13 protein-coding genes are annotated in these 17,828 nt (G+C 62.4%); 5 read left to right on the top strand and 8 right to left on the bottom strand.

All coding sequences use genetic code 11. From position 1 onward, the window contains the following. The 6 genes from F3J44_RS27140 to F3J44_RS27115 all read right to left on the bottom strand — a co-directional run bounded on the left by F3J44_RS27140 (position 1) and on the right by F3J44_RS27115 (position 10,258). Complete coding sequence (locus tag F3J44_RS27140; RefSeq protein ID WP_167277524.1) at positions 1-1,245, bottom strand: OprD family porin; 1,245 nt, start codon at positions 1,243-1,245, stop codon at positions 1-3. A 974-nt stretch (positions 1,246-2,219) separates the two neighbouring features. Further along, positions 2,220-3,443: a type II toxin-antitoxin system HipA family toxin gene (locus tag F3J44_RS27135; protein ID WP_167277523.1), complete on the bottom strand. Its 1,224-nt coding sequence runs from the start codon at positions 3,441-3,443 to the stop codon at positions 2,220-2,222. Beyond that, on the bottom strand, positions 3,443-3,745 hold the full coding sequence (locus F3J44_RS27130; protein ID WP_167069460.1) for a helix-turn-helix domain-containing protein: 303 nt from the start codon (positions 3,743-3,745) through the stop codon (positions 3,443-3,445). Before F3J44_RS27130 ends, F3J44_RS27135 begins: the two co-directional genes overlap by 1 nt. Before the next feature lie 701 nt (positions 3,746-4,446). Beyond that, a complete protein-coding gene (locus tag F3J44_RS29655) occupies positions 4,447-4,767 on the bottom strand; it encodes a Bro-N domain-containing protein (protein WP_205300211.1) in 321 nt (106 codons plus the stop codon). A gap of 195 nt (positions 4,768-4,962) precedes the next feature. Continuing rightward, positions 4,963-6,213: a ribonucleotide-diphosphate reductase subunit beta gene (locus F3J44_RS27120; RefSeq protein WP_167069464.1), complete on the bottom strand. Its 1,251-nt coding sequence runs from the start codon at positions 6,211-6,213 to the stop codon at positions 4,963-4,965. A 1,165-nt stretch (positions 6,214-7,378) separates the two neighbouring features. Then, complete coding sequence (locus F3J44_RS27115; protein WP_167069466.1) at positions 7,379-10,258, bottom strand: ribonucleoside-diphosphate reductase subunit alpha; 2,880 nt, start codon at positions 10,256-10,258, stop codon at positions 7,379-7,381. A gap of 649 nt (positions 10,259-10,907) precedes the next feature. Here F3J44_RS27115 and F3J44_RS27110 point away from each other — a divergent pair. Both F3J44_RS27110 and F3J44_RS27105 read left to right on the top strand, forming a co-directional pair. Then, the gene (locus tag F3J44_RS27110; protein ID WP_167069468.1) at positions 10,908-11,606 is read left to right on the top strand and encodes a response regulator transcription factor; all 699 of its coding nucleotides are present in this window, start codon (positions 10,908-10,910) and stop codon (positions 11,604-11,606) included. After that, a complete protein-coding gene (locus F3J44_RS27105) occupies positions 11,603-13,210 on the top strand; it encodes an ATP-binding protein (RefSeq protein ID WP_167277521.1) in 1,608 nt (535 codons plus the stop codon). Before F3J44_RS27110 ends, F3J44_RS27105 begins: the two co-directional genes overlap by 4 nt. A 3-nt stretch (positions 13,211-13,213) precedes the next feature. Here F3J44_RS27105 and F3J44_RS27100 read toward each other — a convergent pair whose 3' ends face one another. Further along, a complete protein-coding gene (locus tag F3J44_RS27100; protein ID WP_167277520.1) occupies positions 13,214-13,915 on the bottom strand; it encodes a 4'-phosphopantetheinyl transferase in 702 nt (233 codons plus the stop codon). 109 nt (positions 13,916-14,024) lie between these two features. Continuing rightward, complete coding sequence (locus F3J44_RS27095) at positions 14,025-14,819, bottom strand: dienelactone hydrolase family protein (RefSeq protein ID WP_167069475.1); 795 nt, start codon at positions 14,817-14,819, stop codon at positions 14,025-14,027. Positions 14,820-14,948: 129 nt separating this feature from the next. Between F3J44_RS27095 and F3J44_RS27090 the strand changes: the two genes are divergently transcribed. The 3 genes from F3J44_RS27090 (at position 14,949) to F3J44_RS27080 (ending at position 17,703) form a co-directional block, all read left to right on the top strand. Beyond that, positions 14,949-15,554 (top strand): outer membrane beta-barrel protein, encoded by a 606-nt coding sequence (locus tag F3J44_RS27090; protein WP_167277518.1) that lies wholly within the window; start codon positions 14,949-14,951, stop codon positions 15,552-15,554. A gap of 128 nt (positions 15,555-15,682) precedes the next feature. Beyond that, on the top strand, positions 15,683-16,360 hold the full coding sequence (locus F3J44_RS27085; protein WP_167069478.1) for a response regulator: 678 nt from the start codon (positions 15,683-15,685) through the stop codon (positions 16,358-16,360). Beyond that, positions 16,357-17,703, top strand: coding sequence for an ATP-binding protein (locus F3J44_RS27080; protein WP_167277516.1), 1,347 nt, complete (start codon positions 16,357-16,359; stop codon positions 17,701-17,703). The genes F3J44_RS27085 and F3J44_RS27080 overlap by 4 nt, the downstream gene beginning before the upstream one ends. Positions 17,704-17,828 lie beyond the last annotated feature (125 nt).

Here is a 17,828-nt window from a genome sequence, read left to right as displayed (position 1 = left end):
TCACAACAACGACAGCGGATAGTTGAAGATCACCCGGTTCTCATCGAACTCGTTGTTGCTGTAGTCCCGGCGAATCGTCGAGTTGCGCCATTTCACGCTCAGGTCCTTGAACGGCCCGCTCTGAATCACGTACGCCAGCTCCGACTCACGCACCCATTCCTTGCCATCGGTCACCGCCCCGGTGTGTACGTCGCGCCCGCTGATATAGCGGTTCATCAGCGTCAGCCCCGGCATCCCGAGGGTGACGAAGTTGAAGTCGTGGCGTAGTTGCCACGAGCGTTCATTGGCGTTGTCGAAGCTTGAGTTGTAGCTGTCGTTGGCCAGGGTGCCGCCACTGGTGCCGTTGACCCGCATCCAGGTATCGCCGTCGACCTTCTGCAGCCCCACCCAGAAGGTGTTGCCGCCATACTTGGCCGAGAACATCCCGGAGTAGGTCTTGTTGTCCAGCTTGCCGGCGCGTTCCGAGCCGTCTTCGCCGCCGTGGAAGTAGCCCAGGTTGGCGCCGAAGGTCCAGCTGCCAACGGGCTGGCTGTGGGTCAGTTGCAGGTATTGCTGCTCGTAGACGTCCTTGAGCACTGCATTCCACGCGCCAACCATCGTGCGGTCCTGGTTGAAGGTGTACTCGCCGCCCACGAAGTTGAAGCGGTCCGACACGCCGCCGCCATAGCTCATGTCTTCCATGCTGGCGTCATTGCGTGGGCTGTTGCCGCGCATTTGGCCGCCGTAAAGGGTCAGGCCGGCGATTTCCCTGGAGGTTACCTGGCCACCACGAAAGGTCTGCGGCAGCGAGCGGCCGTCGTCCGAGCGCAGAATCGGCAGCACCACCATCCACTCGCCAACTTTCAGTTCCGTCTTGGAAATGCGTGCCTTGCCCGCCACCGCCAGGCGCCCATAGTCACCGGCAGGCCGGCCATCGTCGTGGCGCGGCAGCAGCGCCGTGCCGTAGGTGCCACCGCCGCCATCGAGCTTGAGCGACCACAGCCCCAGCACATCCACGCCAAAGCCCACCGGCCCCTCGGTGAAGCCGGAACGGGCATCGAGAATAAAACTCTGGGTCCATTCCTCGGCCTTGGCTTGCGGGTTGGCCGGGTTGGTGAAATTGCGGTTGATATAGAAGTTGCGCAGGCCAAGCACGGCCTTGCTGTCTTCGACAAAACCCTCGGCCACGCCGACGTCAGGCACAGCAGCGAGCAGCCCGGCACCGATCAGCGCGAAGGGCAGGTGGTTCTGGCAGATTTTCGACATGGGAATCCATCCACGATTGTTGTTTTTGTTATGTGTTGTCGTACAACTGTGGCGATTTTTAACAAGCGGATAACTGCCTGTCAACGCTCTAAATAGCAATAATTGCGAGGCGTCAAGTGAAATATAGACCGCGATGGCTCTATCTCAGGGGCTTGGCTTTTATTCAGGTCGTACTATGACAAGAGAGCCAGGCAAGCTGCCGTTTCGGCCCGCGGTGATGACTTATACCAGCGGGCGCGCCGCAATGCGTGAGTGCCCAAAAATTCGATACGCGAACACCGGCGCTTGACCTACACCACAACCCTGGGTTACCGATCAAGCGCCCATCTCCAGGCCAGCGCCGCGGTAGGAGCGAGCGCAGCTCGCGATGGGGCGCGCAGCGGCCCCAGGGTTTCAGCCTCGTGGCTCATAGTGCTGGGGCTGCTATGCAGCCCATCGCGAGCTGCGCTCGCTCCTACCGGGTCCTGTGGGGGCGGGTTTGTCGAGGCGTCGAGCCGCCGCGAAGCAGGCAACGCGGTCTATGGCACCGCCTTCGCCGCTGTTCTCGAGGCAAGCTGGCTGCTGAGGGACTGCTCTCCCAGGGTGGTACTTTTCGGGATACGTTCTTATACTCATCAACGGCCTCGTCCTCGACCACGTAGACTGGCATGTCCAGTCCCGGCACATGGCAACACAGTGTGTCGTACCCCTCTTGTCGGCGTGGGCGAGGTCTCTACCTCATTTGCGGTTTGAGGCTGCCCGCTTAGCTTGCCTTCAGAGTCTCGTGCAGAAACTGAAAATCCAGATATGCCTCAGACCAAGAAAATGCGACGAGTGCCCCAGGCAACAGCTGAGCCCTTCAAGGGCTCTCGTCGTGTGGGGCATGCTGGCCAGAATCCAGACCTCCTGGCCACAGTGAAAAAACGACTGGCTTGCCCGCAGCGCGTTCGGGTGCACTTGGAGATCTCTAGGTCCACCAGCCAGTGAGCAGTGACTCAAGCTCGCAGCTTGCCAGCGCCCATCGCAGCCAAAGCAAGTTCAAGTTCAGCAGGTTGCAGATGCTGCCGATAGTGCGCCGCCAACTCCGATTCCCATCCCGCCACCTCATCAAGGATGGACTGCGCCAGAGCTTGAGATAGGCCATAGTGGCCAACCTGGCTCAGCAAATTGCGCCGCGACAGTTCCTTTCCGAAACTCCCGACCCCCATGGCGAGGCTGTTGGGTGCTGCCCCTTCGGTGGTTGGCAGCACGTCATACATGGGGGACAGCCTCCAGGTGCCGTTCCGATAAAGCACGGCCACGTTTTTCGGGTGATCATCATCGTTGCCGACCAAAATGTTGAAGCAGATGCGCTTGAACAGCTCTTGGAGGTCCTTGTTAGGCACGCCACGCCGGCTCATTTCGTCTGCCAGCAAACCATAGTGCCACTCCTGTGCCCATCCCGACGGGTTGTTCCAGTCGCTATCAAGCAACGTCAAACCGCTCAACATCGGGATACGGTAGAAATGTCCGCCGGCAGCGGATTTCCGGTCAAAGCGTTCGACCAGCAACGTGTTCACCCGGCCACGATGTAACTGTACCGTCGCCACGTTCATGCCTTTGCTCGCCGCAAATGTCATGCAGGCGTGTTCAAGTGCCGGAACATCATAGGCATCGTGGCGGTCACGTGGTTTGGCCAGCAGCAGCCGGTCTTCATTGATCAGTGTGCATTTGGGGCGAGCCCCACCGAGCGACGACCGTTGTTGCAGCGTTGCTTTAGTGGCTTTGTCGGTGTCGCGCGGGAATCCACCTTGTACCCCGTCCGTGAACTTTATGAAGGCTTCCAGCTGGCTGATTTTGCCTAGACCGGCCTGGCCGATGCCATGAGGTGGCTGTCGAATCGCACCTGCCATGAGGTTTCCAGTACGGTCATGGTTTGGCGATTTCAGAATGAAGCTGACAGCCTCTTTCTGATCCCCATGCTCCCGTGTAACCAGGCGCTCCCCCCAGCCATCTGGCGCTGCATCCCGGATAAAGCCGGGGATGCCCCGGTTCTTGGTGATGCGTTTGTAGGGTTGTGATCGAAGGGGGTAGCGTGACGCATCAGGCACCCAGCCACCGGCTTCTACGTGGGTGGGGTTGTAGACGAATTCGCCGATGTTATTTTCCACGCTCAGTCGTCCGATGGTGGCGACCTCGAGTGAATCTGGCATTTGCATGTAGAGGTAGATGGTTGTCATCAGAAGTCGTCCTCGGTCACGTTCTTGAGGCGTACCCTGTGCTCCGTGGCGAAGGAGGCCGGAGAAGACATCGGCACATCCTGAAATACCTCGTCGAGCAGACCTAGATGCCATAGCGCGATCATATAGCTGCGCATCTCTACGGTAGGCGTACCGGATTCGATTTTCGCGAGCGTCGTGATGGATAATCCGGATTGGGCGGCCAGGTCTTTTTGGCGAATTTTTCGCTCTAGTCGCCTGGTTTTGGCCAGAAGCCCTATTTTCATTAGCCTGTCGGCACACGCTAAAGGAAAAATATTCATTTTAAGGCCTGCTAAAACAGTTCTTATGTTAGATAAAAACTACTATAGCAGCTCTTATGTTTTGGGTTGCTTCGGTTTTTTGAGCGCTACCCAGTGCCAATTCTCACATCAGGCCTGCGCGGTGAATGGCACCAGCTCCGCCAGTATTTGCAGGGGGCTGCGCAGTCTCTGTAGGAGCTAGCGCAGCTCGCGATGGGCTGCAAGGCAGCCCCGGCAATATTGGCTGCGAAGCTGAGAACCTGGGGCCGCTGCGCAGCCCATCGCGAGCTACGCTAGCTCCTACCGGATCACGCAGGCTTTTTAAATTCTGAGCAAGACAGTTGCTCCGAAAGGTTTCGTAATTTCTGTAGGTGCTGGCCTTGCCATCGATGAGTCCGTTGCAGGAATAGCCGAACTCTGGCTACTCGCAGAACCTGTGGGAGCGGGCTTGCCCGCGAAGCAGACAACTCGGTGGCAGGCACCGGCTTCGCCGGTGTTCGCGGGCAAGCCCGCTCCCACAGTAACTGCACAGGTCAGCTATATTCCATGCAACCTGAGCGCCCGCTGAGCGCACTCCCGCCAGTTCAACTTGCGCTTCACCATCGGCGCCATCCCATCACCTTCAGCTGCCATCACCACTGGCATATCGCGCATCCTCACCCACGGTTCGCTCTGCCAATACAGCAGCGTCGCCGTCCGCCCGCCCGGCCAGCACATTCGCCCTAGACGAGGTGTATCCGCCGCTCCATCCACCTGCGCGTCACGCAGCGTAGATGGCGGTTCTCCGGAACATGGTGATGCGCCAGCAAGGTGTAGGCCCCGGACTCGCTGACCATCGCGGTCTCCTGGTACTGCCCGTAGCGCAGCAGCTGCACGGTGCGGTACTGGTCTGGGTCGAGCTTGCGGATGCAGTGTTCGTCGAAGAAGCGAGCGCTCAACCGGCCGAGTTCGTGGGCGCAGAACCAGGCTTGGGATTCGAGCCAGAGGGTATTAAGAGGGCGGTTGTTGCGGGTGAAGAGGGTAGGTGTATAGAGACTGTCCATGCTTGGCCATCCTGATATGGGAGAGCCGTTTCTGACGGGAACGGGATGCCGCTATGTGAGCGTTCTTAAGCGCCGGAAAACGCTATCGCGATCTCAAAGGAGAGGCAAGGTTGGAGCCAGTAGGACGCGTCCTCTTTTTCCTTGCAATAAAAAAGGCTGCCATACGGCAGCCTTCTCGACGATCAGCTCGAACAATCAGTCCCAGCTCAACGCACCACCTGTTTGATACTCGATCACGCGCGTCTCGAAGAAGTTCTTCTCTTTCTTCAAGTCCATGATCTCGCTCATCCAAGGGAACGGGTTGGTAGTCCCTGGGTACTCTTCCTTCAAACCAATCTGAGTCAAACGACGGTTGGCGATGAACTTGAGGTAGTCCTCCATCATCGCTGCGTTCATGCCCAGTACGCCGCGTGGCATGGTGTCGCGGGCGTATTCGATCTCCAGCTGGGTCCCTTGCAGGATCATCTGGGTCGCTTCTTCCTTCATCGCCGCATCCCACAGGTGCGGGTTCTCGATCTTGATCTGGTTGATCACGTCGATACCGAAGTTCAGGTGCATCGACTCGTCACGCAGGATGTACTGGAACTGCTCGGCAACGCCGGTCATCTTGTTGCGGCGGCCCATCGACAGGATCTGGGTGAAGCCGCAGTAGAAGAAGATGCCTTCCAGCACGCAGTAGTAGGCGATCAGGTTGCGCAGCAGTTCTTTGTCGGTTTCGACGGTGCCGGTGTTGAATTCCGGGTCGGAGATGGCGCGGGTGTACTTCAGGCCCCAGGCGGCTTTCTTCGCCACCGACGGGATCTCGTGGTACATGTTGAAGATCTCGCCTTCATCCATGCCCAGCGACTCGATGCAGTACTGGTAGGCGTGGGTGTGGATCGCCTCTTCGAAGGCCTGGCGCAGGATGTACTGGCGGCACTCCGGGTTGGTGATCAGGCGGTACACGGCCAGGGCCAGGTTGTTGGCAACCAGCGAGTCGGCGGTGGAGAAGAAGCCGAGGTTGCGCATCACGATGCGGCGCTCGTCTTCGGTCAGGCCGTCCATGCTCTTCCACAGGGCGATGTCGGCGGTCATGTTGACCTCTTGCGGCATCCAGTGGTTGGCGCAGCCGTCCAGGTACTTCTGCCAGGCCCAGTCGTACTTGAATGGAACCAGCTGGTTGAGGTCGGCGCGGCAGTTGATCATGCGCTTTTCGTCAACCGCAACACGGGCCGAGGAGCCTTCCAGCTCGGCCAGGCCTTCGGCGATGTCGAGGGCGTCCAGGGCAGCCTTGGCGCGCTTTACCGCGTCCGAGTCGGTCGCGGTGGCCGCACGGGCTTCCAGGGCGGCAGCACCACCGGCGCTGTCGAGCTTGTCGAGGGTCGCAGCGGCAGAGGCCTGCGCAGGGGTGTTGCCTTTGGCGGCGACTTCGCCGTCTTCTTTGTCGAATTCGTCCCAGCTCAGCATGGTTTGGCTCCTGCTTGAGGGTCGCCCTGGGGCAACCGGTTGGATTTTAAGAATGTGATGCCTGACGCAAGGCCGTTACGGCGAATGGACAGCTGAGAGGCTGACTCTCGTTACATCTGGCTTGTGCCTGGCCAGGCCTTGGGAAGGGGCCAGGGACATGAATGGGTGCCCTTTTCAGAGGGGGCGGAGTATACCGGAATTCGCTTTCGATCGGGGCGCGTGTCTTGCGGGTGAAGGTAAATTTTCGACCGGTGTGGCGCGCTTCCGTTCGGCTGGCTCTTTCCGAATCCTACGGAGGGGAAGTGTAGCGCCATCCTATATGTTGTGCCAGTTCATATTTTTCGGCACAGCATATTGTGTTCGATGGTTTTCGACATCAAAGCGAGAGTCCGCGCCCTGAAGGCCCGCACTACGGGATGTCGGGTCGTTTGCGAGCTGCTTGCGTAGGCGCGAAAGGGTGGGTTGGCACTCGTGCGCCACACCCGCCTGCGCGACCTGCAACTCATCCTGTTCCAGAGGTGCTGAGGCGCTCAAGCCGTGTGATGGCTTCGCAAGGTGCAAAAATCTCAGGGCAGGGGTGAGCGGTCACTCGCTTCAATGGTAGGCCTTGCACCAAATCCCACGCACCAACCAGAACCGTCCTGCATCAAGGCCTGCTGGCTACTGGTATGGTTCTACAGCTGACGACCTTTGGAGCAGTCTGTTCATGAACCACTCCAGAAGGATCCATAGTTGAAACACTTACCCTGCTCAATACGATTGTTCATGCGCAGAGAAAAACAAATTACAGTGTACTGGTCATGAAAAAACTATTAATCGCTTTAGCAGTATGTATGCTCTGTGGTTGCTCCCACTTCTTCAATAGTCCCTACGGCGGTCGTGGTAACGTTCACAGCATTGCATGCGACGCCACTCCGCCGAATCAGCCTGGCTGTTATGAGCGCCAATACGAAGAGGGCGTGCTAAATAAACTGGTTGATGTGATTCGCGAAAGGCTGTGATGGTCAATCAAATGGCTGGGGTGCCATAGTTTTAAAGCGCTGCCCATGTTGTCACTACAAAAGAAAAAGCCGGGCGCTAAATCCTCCCGGCTTCTTCTGTTGAACACAAGTCAGTATAAAAAGGGCGATAGAAGGGTTACCCCATCGATCGCCCTTTTTTCACCCTACTGGCAGGCTTCGCAATCCGGCTCGTCGATCGCGCAGGCCTTTGGCACTGGCGCTGGGCCCGCTGCCTGGACCGGGGCGCTGTCGCCGCCGCTGGATACGGCGTTGAGCTTGCCGGTGTTGATGGTCGACTTCTCGGTGCTGGTGGCGGCCAGGGCGCGGAGGTAGTAGGTGGTTTTCAGGCCACGGTACCACGCCATGCGGTAGGTCACGTCCAGCTTCTTGCCCGATGCGCCGGCGATGTACAGGTTCAGCGACTGAGCCTGGTCGATCCACTTCTGGCGACGGGAGGCGGCGTCGACGATCCACTTGGTTTCCACTTCGAACGCGGTGGCGTACAGGTCTTTGAGCTCTTGCGGGATACGCTCGATCTGCTGCACCGAACCGTCGTAGTACTTCAGGTCGTTGATCATCACCGAGTCCCACAGGCCGCGGGCCTTCAGGTCGCGGACCAGGTACGGGTTGATCACGGTGAACTCGCCCGACAGGTTCGATTTCACGTACAGGTTCTGGTAGGTCGGCTCGATCGACTGCGAAACGCCAGTGATGTTGGCGATGGTCGCGGTTGGCGCGATGGCCATGATGTTCGAGTTACGAATGCCTTTCTGTACGCGGGCACGCACCGGCGCCCAGTCCAGGGACTCTTCCAGGTTAACGTCGATGTACTTCTGGCCACGGGCCTCGATCAGGATCTGTTGCGAATCCAGCGGCAGGATGCCCTTGGACCACAGCGAACCCTGGAAGGTCTCGTAGGCGCCACGCTCGTCGGCCAGGTCGCAGGAAGCCTGGATCGCGTAGTAGCTGACCGCTTCCATCGACTTGTCGGCGAACTCGACGGCCGCGTCGGAGCCGTACGGGATGTGCTGCAGGTACAGCGCGTCCTGGAAGCCCATGATGCCCAGGCCAACCGGGCGGTGCTTGAAGTTCGAGTTACGCGCTTGCGGCACCGAGTAGTAGTTGATGTCGATCACGTTGTCGAGCATGCGCACGGCGGTGTTCACGGTGCGTTGCAGCTTGGCGGTGTCCAGCTTGCCATCGACGATGTGGTTCGGCAGGTTGATCGAGCCCAGGTTGCAGACCGCGATCTCGTCCTTGTTGGTGTTCAGGGTGATCTCGGTGCACAGGTTCGAGCTGTGGACCACGCCCACGTGCTGCTGCGGCGAGCGCAGGTTGCATGGGTCCTTGAAGGTCAGCCATGGGTGGCCGGTCTCGAACAGCATCGACAGCATCTTGCGCCACAGGTCTTTGGCCTGGATGGTCTTGAACACCTTGATCTTGTTGTACTCGGTCAGGGCTTCGTAGTACTCGTAGCGCTCTTCGAAGGCCTTGCCGGTCAGGTCGTGCAGGTCTGGCACTTCCGATGGCGAGAACAGGGTCCACTTGCCGTCATCGAAGACGCGCTTCATGAACAGGTCAGGGATCCAGTTGGCGGTGTTCATGTCGTGGGTACGACGGCGGTCATCACCGGTGTTCTTGCGCAGCTCGATGAATTCTTCGATGTCCAGGTGCCAGGTTTCCAGGTAGGCACACACGGCGCCTTTGCGCTTGCCACCCTGGTTCACGGCAACGGCGGTGTCGTTGACCACTTTCAGGAACGGCACGACGCCCTGGGATTTACCGTTGGTGCCCTTGATGTAGGAGCCCAGTGCACGCACAGGGGTCCAGTCGTTGCCCAGGCCACCGGCGAATTTCGACAGCATGGCGTTGTCGTGGATCGCGTGGTAGATGCCCGACAGGTCGTCCGGCACGGTGGTCAGGTAGCAGCTCGACAGCTGCGGGCGCAGGGTGCCGGCGTTGAACAGGGTCGGGGTCGAGGCCATGTAGTCGAACGACGAGAGCAGGTTGTAGAACTCGATCGCACGGGCTTCTTTGTCTTTCTCTTCCAGCGCCAGGCCCATGGCCACACGCATGAAGAACACCTGCGGCAGCTCGAAGCGCACGCCATCCTTGTGGATGAAGTAGCGGTCGTACAGGGTTTGCAGGCCCAGGTAGGTGAACTGCTGGTCGCGCTCGTGGTTGATCGCCTTGCCCAGTTTTTCCAGGTCGAAGTCGGCCAGCGCCGGGTTCAGCAGCTCGAACTCGATGCCCTTGGCCACGTAGGCCGGCAGGGCCTTGGCGTACAGGTCGGCCATCTCGTGGTGGGTGGCGCTGTCGGCGACGTTCAGGAAGCCCAGGCCTTCGGCGCGCAGGGTGTCCATCAGCAGGCGGGCGGTGACGAACGAGTAGTTCGGCTCACGCTCGACCAGGGTACGGGCGGTCATCACCAGGGCGGTGTTGACGTCCTTGATGGCCACGCCGTCGTACAGGTTCTTCAGGGTTTCGCGCTGGATCAGGTCGCCATCGACTTCGGCCAGGCCTTCGCAGGCTTCGCTGATGATGGTGTTCAGGCGCGCCATGTCCAGCGGCGCCAGGCTGCCGTCGGCCAGGGTGATGCGGATGCTTGGGTGCGGCTCGACCACGGCGTCGGTGCTGACGCGGGTGGCACGCTCTTTGGCGCGCTGCTCGCGGTAGATCACGTAGTCACGGGCGACTTTTTGCTCGCCGGCACGCATCAGGGCCAGTTCGACCTGGTCCTGGATTTCTTCGATGTGGATGGTGCCACCCGATGGCATGCGACGCTTGAACGTGGCGGTGACCTGCTCGGTCAGGCGCGCGACGGTGTCGTGGATGCGCGACGAGGCGGCGGCGGTGCCGCCTTCAACTGCGAGGAACGCCTTGGTGATGGCCACGGTGATCTTGTCGTCGGTGTAGGGGACGACAGTGCCGTTGCGCTTGATCACGCGCAGTTGGCCCGGCGCGGTGGCGGCCAGATCCTGGTTGGATTCGGCGGCCTGGGGCGCTTTGGCCTGCGGGTTCTCGCGAGTTGTGTCGGTTTGCATGGGTGGGTGTCTCCACAGTTTCTATAGTGTTCAGGCGCCTTATGGGCGCCCACCGTTCCGTCCACTTGCTCGATGGCCCTGGCGAGGATGCGTCATGCACGCGCATCCACCCGCTCGGGCGTACCGACTTCGGGACAGATCAGGAATTAGGGGCAAGAACCTTGCCGCTCCCTGGCCGAAGTCAAATGCTCTGGCATAGGCCAAAACAGGCTGTTCAGTTTCCGCTAGGAGCGGTTTGATCGTTGAAACCACAACGAGTTCTGCCAGAAAAATCGCTTGAATTTCTCTGCTGACTCATGCTTGGCGTTGGTGGGTGAAACCCAACATCTAGTGGTTTGCTGCGCTGGGGATACAAGATAATGCGGTCCAGGGGTCTTTGCAAGGCAATCGCCTGTGGATAACTTGTGCGTACTTTGTGTGTGAATAGTGGGTAATCGCTGTAGGCCTAGTGCCAAGGGGTTTGCACTATTTTTCTCTCGCCCGCTGCCCCCAGGCAGAAAATTTCGGGCGCGAACCCTATCACAAAAAGCGGTTCAGTCGAGGGGGCCGTTGGGCAGGTTGGCAGTGCCCGGTGGCGGACGTAGTATCGGCAGCGGATGTTGCGCTTTGGCGAAAGGACAACAACACATAACAAGAGAAGGGCAGGGCCATGGACCAACCCAGCAACCGCATCCTCATCGTCGAAGACGACCAGCGCCTGGCCGAACTCACCGCCGAATACCTGCAAGGCAATGGTTTCGAGGTGGCGGTGGAGGGCGATGGCGCCCGTGCCGCGCGGCGCATCGTCGACAGCCAGCCAGACCTGGTGATTCTCGACCTGATGCTGCCCGGCGAAGATGGCCTGAGCATCTGCCGCCGGGTACGCAGCCAGTACCCCGGCCCGATCCTCATGCTCACCGCGCGCAGCGACGAACTCGACCAGGTTCAGGGCCTGGATCTGGGGGCCGATGACTACGTCTGCAAACCGGTGCGCCCGCGCTTGCTGCTGGCGCGCATCCAGGCCCTGCTGCGGCGCAGCGAAAGCCCCGACAACAAGCGCCAGGCCCTGGCCTTCGGCGCCCTGCGCATCGACAACCGCCTGCGCGAGGCGTGGCTCGGCGAGCACCCCATCGACCTTACCGGCGCCGAGTTCGACCTGCTCTGGCTGCTGGCCAGCCATGCCGGGCGGGTGCTGTCCCGCGAGCAGATCTTCACCGCGCTGCGGGGGGTGGGCTACGACGGCCAGGACCGCTCGATCGACGTGCGCATCTCCAGAATCCGCCCCAAGATCGGCGACGATCCCCTCCAGCCGCGGCTGATAAAGACCCTGCGCAGCAAGGGCTACCTGTTCGTCGGCGAGGCGCCATGAACCTCAACCGCTCGATCTTCCTGCGCATCTATGGCGGCATGCTCGGGGTGCTGGTGCTGGTGGCGCTGCTCGGGGCGCTCAGCCTGCACCTGGTCAACGAAGTGCGCGCCGCCCAGCACCGCGAACGCCTGGCCCAGGGCACCTTCAGCCTGATGGCCGATAACCTGGCGCAGCAGAACGACACCGAACGCAAACGCTCGCTGCTGATCTGGGAGCGCCTGCTCGGGGTGCCGCTGGCCTTGCAGCCGATCACCGCGCGCACCCTCGACGGCGGCCAGCGCGCACGCCTGCAGCGCGGCCTGGTGGTGGTGGAGAAGACCGGCCCGCACGCCGCCCAGGTGCTGCGCAGGGTCGGCCAGGAAGAGTGGCTGCTGGTGGCGCAGGTCAAGCAGGTCAGCGAGCAATTGGCGCGCGCCACCCTTTACCTGCTGGCCGACGAACTGGTGCGCTACCCGGTGACCGAGCAGCCGCAGCGCCTGGCGGACATCACCCGCAGCAAGGGCTTCGGCTTTGGCGTGGCCCTGCAGCGCATCGAGCGCGCGGGCCTGGACGATGACCAGCGCCGCCGGGTAGAGGAGGGCGACACGGTCATGGCGCTGGGCCGCGATGGCGATTCGATCCGCGTGTTCGCCGGCCTGCCGGGCTCGCCCCTGGTGCTGGAAATCGGCCCGCTGTATCAATTGAATCCGTACCCGCCGCAGTTGCTGGTGCTGATCGCCTGCCTGGGCCTGTGCCTGATCGGCCTGGTGGTGTACTTGCTGGTGCGCCAGCTGGAGCGGCGGGTGTCGGGCATGGAGGTTGCGGCCACGCGCATCGCCCAAGGCAGCCTCGACACCCGTGTGCCGGCCGGCGACGCCGACTCGGTGGGGCGCCTGGCGGCGGCTTTCAATGGCATGGCCGAACACCTGCAGCGCTCGCTGAGCATGCAGCGCGAACTGGTGCGTGCCGTGTCCCACGAGCTGCGCACGCCGGTCGCGCGGCTGCGCTTCGGCCTGGAAATGCTCGAAAGCGCCAGCACCGAGCAAGCCCGCGCCAAGCACCTGGCCGGCATGGATGGCGACATCCAGGACCTGGACAAGCTGGTGGACGAGATGCTGACCTACGCCCGCCTGGAGCAGGGCGCACCGGCCCTGAAGTTCCAGCGCGTCGACCTCGACGCCTTGCTCGGCCGGGTGATCCAGGAGTTGGCGCCGCTCAACAGCCATGTGCGCCTGGTACGCGGCGAGTGCCAGGGCCACGACGGGGCCTGGGTGGAGGCCGAACCCCGCTACCTGCACCGCGCCCTGCAGAACCTGGTGAGCAATGCCCTGCGCCACGCCGCCAGCGAGGTGCGCCTGAGCTACCAGTTGGGCCAGCAGCGTTGCCGCATTGATGTGCAAGACGATGGCCCGGGTATCCCGGAAGGCTTCTGGGACCGCATCTTCACCCCCTTCACCCGCCTGGACGACAGCCGCACCCGCGCCTCGGGCGGCCATGGCCTGGGCCTGTCGATCGTGCGGCGGATCATCTACTGGCACGCCGGCCGCGCCACGGTAGGGCGCAGCGAGGCGCTGGGCGGTGCCTGCTTCAGCCTCACCTGGCCGCGCGAGCAAGCCGCGCAGTAAGGCTTAGACGCTGATCAGGCTGAGCAGGTGGCCGTCCTGCACGCAGAACTGGCCCTGCAGTTCCACGCCCTGGTGCCATTGGGCAGAGAGGTCGGTGAGCAGGCGCAGGCGCGCCAGGCCATCGGCCGACCATTCCAGCACCTCGGCATGTTCGAAATAGAAGCGCTGGCCCGTCAGCGGGTACAGGGCCTTGAACAGGCTTTCCTTGAGCGAGAAGGTCAGGGTGACGGCCAGGCCGAGTTGGCTGCGGTCCAGGCGTTCGAGTTCGGGTGGTGTCAGGATTTCGCCCATCAGGCGCTCGGCGCGCTCGTCATCGAGCAGCGCTTCCTGATCCAGCCCGATGCCACCGCAGCTGCCGTCGGCGGCCACCACGGCGGCGGCCCAGCCTTTACCGTGGGTGATCGAGCCATGGATGCCGGCCGGCCAGATCGGCGCGCGGTCCGCGTGGGTGCCAGGTACGTAATCGCGGCCATCCAGGCGCTGCAGCGCGGCGCGGGCACAGACGCGCCCGGCCAGGTACTCGGCCTGGCGCTTGGCCACCGAGCGTTGCAGGCTGGCGCTGGGCACGATGCCGGCGCGCTGGAAGTCGTCGGCAGCCAGATGGGCAGGGTCGAAGGCGCAACTGACCAGCACCGCGCCAGGCAACGGGCGGGGCAGGGGCCAGTGGTGCTGAAGTGGGGCGCAGCAGGCGGGGATTCTGTTCATGGCGGCTATTGTGCCAGCCGTGAGCCTTGTGTGGGAGATGTGGCGCAGCTCACCTTCTTGCAGGGGCGTGCCGGCCCCGCGAAGGGCCGCACAGCGGCCCCAGCGATAATTACTTGAACACCTGCTTGAAGAACGTCTGCATGTCCGCCCACGAGCTTTTGTCCGCCGCCTCGTTGTAGCCGATGTCCGGCCCACCGTGGTCGCCATGGCTCAACCGGTCGGCATCGGGGTTGGTGAACCCGTGCTTGGCCCCGGGAATGCTGACGAACTGGTAATTGACCTTGGCCGCATCCATTTCCTTCTTGAAGGCGTCCACCTGTTGCGGGGTGACCATGCTGTCGTCCGCGCCGTGCTCGACCAGAATGTAGGCCCGCACCACGCCAGGCTTCTCGACCGGCGTCTGGGTAGCCAGTGCGCCATGGAAGCTCACCACGGCATCGAGCCTCGCGCCCCGGCGCGCAGCGTCCAGCACCACCTTGCCGCCGAAGCAGTACCCCACCGCGCCCAGCTCATGGCGGTTGGTGTAGGGCTGGCGCTTGAGCAGGTCGAGCCCGGCATCGAAACGCTTGGCCGCCGCATCCGGGTCTTTCATCGCCTCGGCCATGAAGGCCTGGGCATCCTGCGGGTGTTCGGTGTGCTTGCCGTTGCCATACATGTCGATGGCCAGGGCGCTGTAGCCCAGCGCAGCCAGGTCGCGGGCGCGGCGCTTGGCGTAGTCGTTCAGGCCCCACCATTCGTGCACCACCAGGATGCCTGGGCGTTCGCCCTTCACCGCGTCGTCGTAGGCGTAGTAGCCGATCAGCGCGGTGCCGTCGGCGTCCTGGTAACGAATTTCTCGGGTCTGCACTGCCGCTTGGGCGAGGGCGGCGCTGCACATCAGAACTACGGCCAGCAGGGCGCGCATGGTCACTACTCCTTGTTTTGCACTCGAATCGTTCAGCCGCGGTTCAGCCAGGGTTCAGCCGCGGTTCAGGGCACCCTGCTTACTCTAGCTTCCAGACCGCAACAGCGCATTCAACTGGAGTAAGAAGTCATGAAAACCTTCAACACCCTGCTCGCTGCCATGGCCGTTTGTGCCGCCGGCATTACCACTGCCCAGGCCGCTGACGACAACTTCGCCAGCCTGACCTACGGCCAGACCAGCGACAAGGTTCGCAAATCTGGCCTGCTGCAACGCAACACCGACAACCTCAATGCCGACGGCATCATCGGCAAGGATGATACCTGGGGTGTGCGCCTGGGCCAGATCAACGACCAGGGCCGCTACTACATGACCTACGACAACGTGTCGGGCGACCACAGCGGCCTGAAGCTGCGCCAGGAAAACCTGTTGGGCAGCTACGACCTGTTCCTGCCGGTGGGCGATACCACCAAGCTGTTTGGCGGTGCCAGCCTGGGCCTGACCAAGCTGACCCAGGACTCGCCGGGTGCCAGCCGTGATACCGATTACGGTTATGCCTATGGCTTGCAGGGCGGTGTGATCCAGGACATCACCGACAAGGCCTCGGTGGAGCTCGGGTATCGTTACCTGCGCACCAACGCGGCCACCGAAGTGGGCGACCGCGGTGGGCCGAAAGACGGTACCCTGCGCCTGACCAGCAGCGCCCAGACGTACCTGGCGGCCACCTACAAGTTCTGATCGCGCTATGCTGTGCCGGCCGCTTCGCGGGGCAAGCCCGCTCCTGCAAGGGATACGCAATCCTCTGTAGGAGCGGGCTTGCCCCGCGAAAAGGCCGGCACAGGCACTACCCAATCAAGGAGCCTCACATGAAACTGCTGGTGGTCGAGGACGAAGCCTTGCTCAGGCACCACCTCCACACGCGCCTGGGCGAAAGCGGCCATGTGGTCGAAGCCGTGGCCGACGCCGAAGAAGCGCTCTACCAAACCGAACATTTCCATTTCGACCTGGCCATCATCGACCTCGGCCTGCCGGGTATCAGCGGCCTGGAACTGATCGGCCGGTTGCGCGGGCAGGGCAAGGCGTTCCCCATCCTTATCCTCACCGCCCGCGGCAACTGGCAGGACAAGGTCGAAGGCCTGGCCGCCGGTGCCGACGACTACCTGGTCAAGCCATTCCAGTTCGAAGAACTCGAAGCGCGCCTGAATGCCTTGCTGCGCCGCTCCAGCGGCTTCACCCAGTCGACCATCGCCGCCGGCCCGCTGCTGCTCGACCTCAACCGCAAGCAGGCCACCCTGGATGACAAGCCCCTGGCCCTGACGGCCTACGAGTACCGCATCCTCGAATACCTGATGCGCCATCACCAGCAGGTGGTGCCCAAGGACCGCCTGATGGAGCAGCTGTACCCAGGCGACGAGGAGCGTGACCCTAACGTCATCGAAGTGCTGGTTGGCCGCCTGCGGCGCAAGCTCGAAGGCGACAGCGGCTTCAAGCCGATCGACACGGTGCGCGGCCTGGGCTACCTGTTCACCGAGCGCTGCCGATGATCCGTTCGCTGCGGGTGCGCCTGATGCTCGCGGCGGCGGTGCTGGCGCTGTTGTTCATGCTGGCGCTGTTGCCAGCCCTGCAGAAAGCCTTCAGCCTGGCGCTGCAGGAGTCGATCGAGCAGCGCCTGGCCTCGGACGTGACCACGCTGATCTCTGCCGCGCGCATCGAGCATGGCCAGTTGCAGATGCCTGACCTGCTACCCGACGAGCGCTATAACCTGCCCTACACCGGCCTGCTCGGCTATATCTTCGACCGCGATGGCAACCTGGTGTGGCGTTCGCGTGCCACGGCCGACAAGCACATCAACTACCAGCCGCGCTACGACGGGCGCGGCAATGAGTTCGCCCGCATCCACCAGGGCGATGGTGAAGAATTCTTCGTCTATGACGTGGAGATCAAGCTGCTGGGCGGCCAGAGCGCGGCCTACAGCATCGTCGCCCTGCAGCCGCTGAGCGAATACAAGGCCACCTTGCATGGCCTGCGCGAAAAGCTTTACCTGGGCTTCGGCGCAGCCTTGCTGGCGCTGATGGTGCTGCTGTGGGCCGGCCTGACCTGGGGCCTGCGTTCGCTGCGCCGGTTGAGCCACGAACTGGACGAGGTGGAAGCGGGTGCGCGCGATGGCCTGAGCGGTGAGCACCCGCGTGAGTTGCTGCGCCTGACCCGCTCGCTGAACCGCCTGCTGCGCAGCGAGCGCGAGCAGCGCACGCGCTACCGCGACTCGCTGGGCGACCTGGCGCACAGCCTGAAGACCCCGTTGGCGGTATTGCAGGGCGTTGGCGAGAGCATGTTGCAGCGCGACGGCGAGCGCGAGCAGGCACGGGTGCTGCAAAGCCAGATCGAGCGCATGAGCCAGCAGATCGACTACCAGCTGCAGCGCGCCAGCATGCGCAAGAGCGGCCTGGTGCGCCACAGCGTGCAGTTGCTGCCAGTGCTGCAGAGCCTGTGCAGCACCTTGGCCAAGGTGTACCGCGACAAGCAGGTGCAGGTGGACCTGCAAGTGCCCGAACAGGCGCGCCTGCCAATGGAGCGCGGCGCCCTGCTGGAACTGCTGGGCAACCTGCTGGAGAACGCCTACCGCCTGAGCCTTGGGCAGGTGCGGGTTACCCTGCAGCAAGCGCCGGGGGTGCTTACCCTGTGCATCGAGGACGACGGGCCGGGCGTGCCGTCCGACCAGCGCGAGCGGATACTTGAGCGCGGCGAGCGGCTGGACCGCCAGCACCCGGGGCAGGGCATCGGGCTGGCGGTGGTGAAGGATATCGTCGACAGCTACGACGCCCAGCTGAGCCTGGGCGATTCGCCCTTGGGTGGGGCAGCCTTCAGCATCACCTTCCACCTTGATTAACCAGTTCGCGAGCAACCCCGCCCTGTAGGAGCGGGCTTGCCCCGCGAAGAGGCCGCCCCTGCCTAAAAGGGTCAGGCGGATTCCCGCCATCCCCCCTGTACATTTCCCGCCACCGGGCGGAAATC

This window comes from Pantoea sp. Tr-811 (genome assembly GCF_011752535.1).
In the GTDB taxonomy this organism is placed as follows: domain Bacteria; phylum Pseudomonadota; class Gammaproteobacteria; order Pseudomonadales; family Pseudomonadaceae; genus Aquipseudomonas.
This window is presented reverse-complemented; position numbering and strand designations above follow the sequence as displayed.

What these genes read in the sequence shown, in the direction of transcription:
- F3J44_RS27140 (WP_167277524.1), bottom strand. Translation starts at nt 1,245, where the DNA reads ATGTCGAAAATCTGCCAGAACCACCTGCCCTTCGCGCTGATCGGTGCC.
- F3J44_RS27130 (WP_167069460.1), bottom strand. Translation starts at nt 3,745, where the DNA reads ATGAATATTTTTCCTTTAGCGTGTGCCGACAGGCTAATGAAAATAGGG.
- F3J44_RS29655 (WP_205300211.1), bottom strand. Translation starts at nt 4,767, where the DNA reads ATGGACAGTCTCTATACACCTACCCTCTTCACCCGCAACAACCGCCCT.
- F3J44_RS27085 (WP_167069478.1), top strand. Translation starts at nt 15,683, where the DNA reads ATGAAACTGCTGGTGGTCGAGGACGAAGCCTTGCTCAGGCACCACCTC.
- F3J44_RS27090 (WP_167277518.1), top strand. Translation starts at nt 14,949, where the DNA reads ATGAAAACCTTCAACACCCTGCTCGCTGCCATGGCCGTTTGTGCCGCC.
- F3J44_RS27110 (WP_167069468.1), top strand. Translation starts at nt 10,908, where the DNA reads ATGGACCAACCCAGCAACCGCATCCTCATCGTCGAAGACGACCAGCGC.
- F3J44_RS27120 (WP_167069464.1), bottom strand. Translation starts at nt 6,213, where the DNA reads ATGCTGAGCTGGGACGAATTCGACAAAGAAGACGGCGAAGTCGCCGCC.
- F3J44_RS27135 (WP_167277523.1), bottom strand. Translation starts at nt 3,443, where the DNA reads ATGACAACCATCTACCTCTACATGCAAATGCCAGATTCACTCGAGGTC.
- F3J44_RS27080 (WP_167277516.1), top strand. Translation starts at nt 16,357, where the DNA reads ATGATCCGTTCGCTGCGGGTGCGCCTGATGCTCGCGGCGGCGGTGCTG.
- F3J44_RS27115 (WP_167069466.1), bottom strand. Translation starts at nt 10,258, where the DNA reads ATGCAAACCGACACAACTCGCGAGAACCCGCAGGCCAAAGCGCCCCAG.
- F3J44_RS27100 (WP_167277520.1), bottom strand. Translation starts at nt 13,915, where the DNA reads ATGAACAGAATCCCCGCCTGCTGCGCCCCACTTCAGCACCACTGGCCC.
- F3J44_RS27105 (WP_167277521.1), top strand. Translation starts at nt 11,603, where the DNA reads ATGAACCTCAACCGCTCGATCTTCCTGCGCATCTATGGCGGCATGCTC.
- F3J44_RS27095 (WP_167069475.1), bottom strand. Translation starts at nt 14,819, where the DNA reads ATGCGCGCCCTGCTGGCCGTAGTTCTGATGTGCAGCGCCGCCCTCGCC.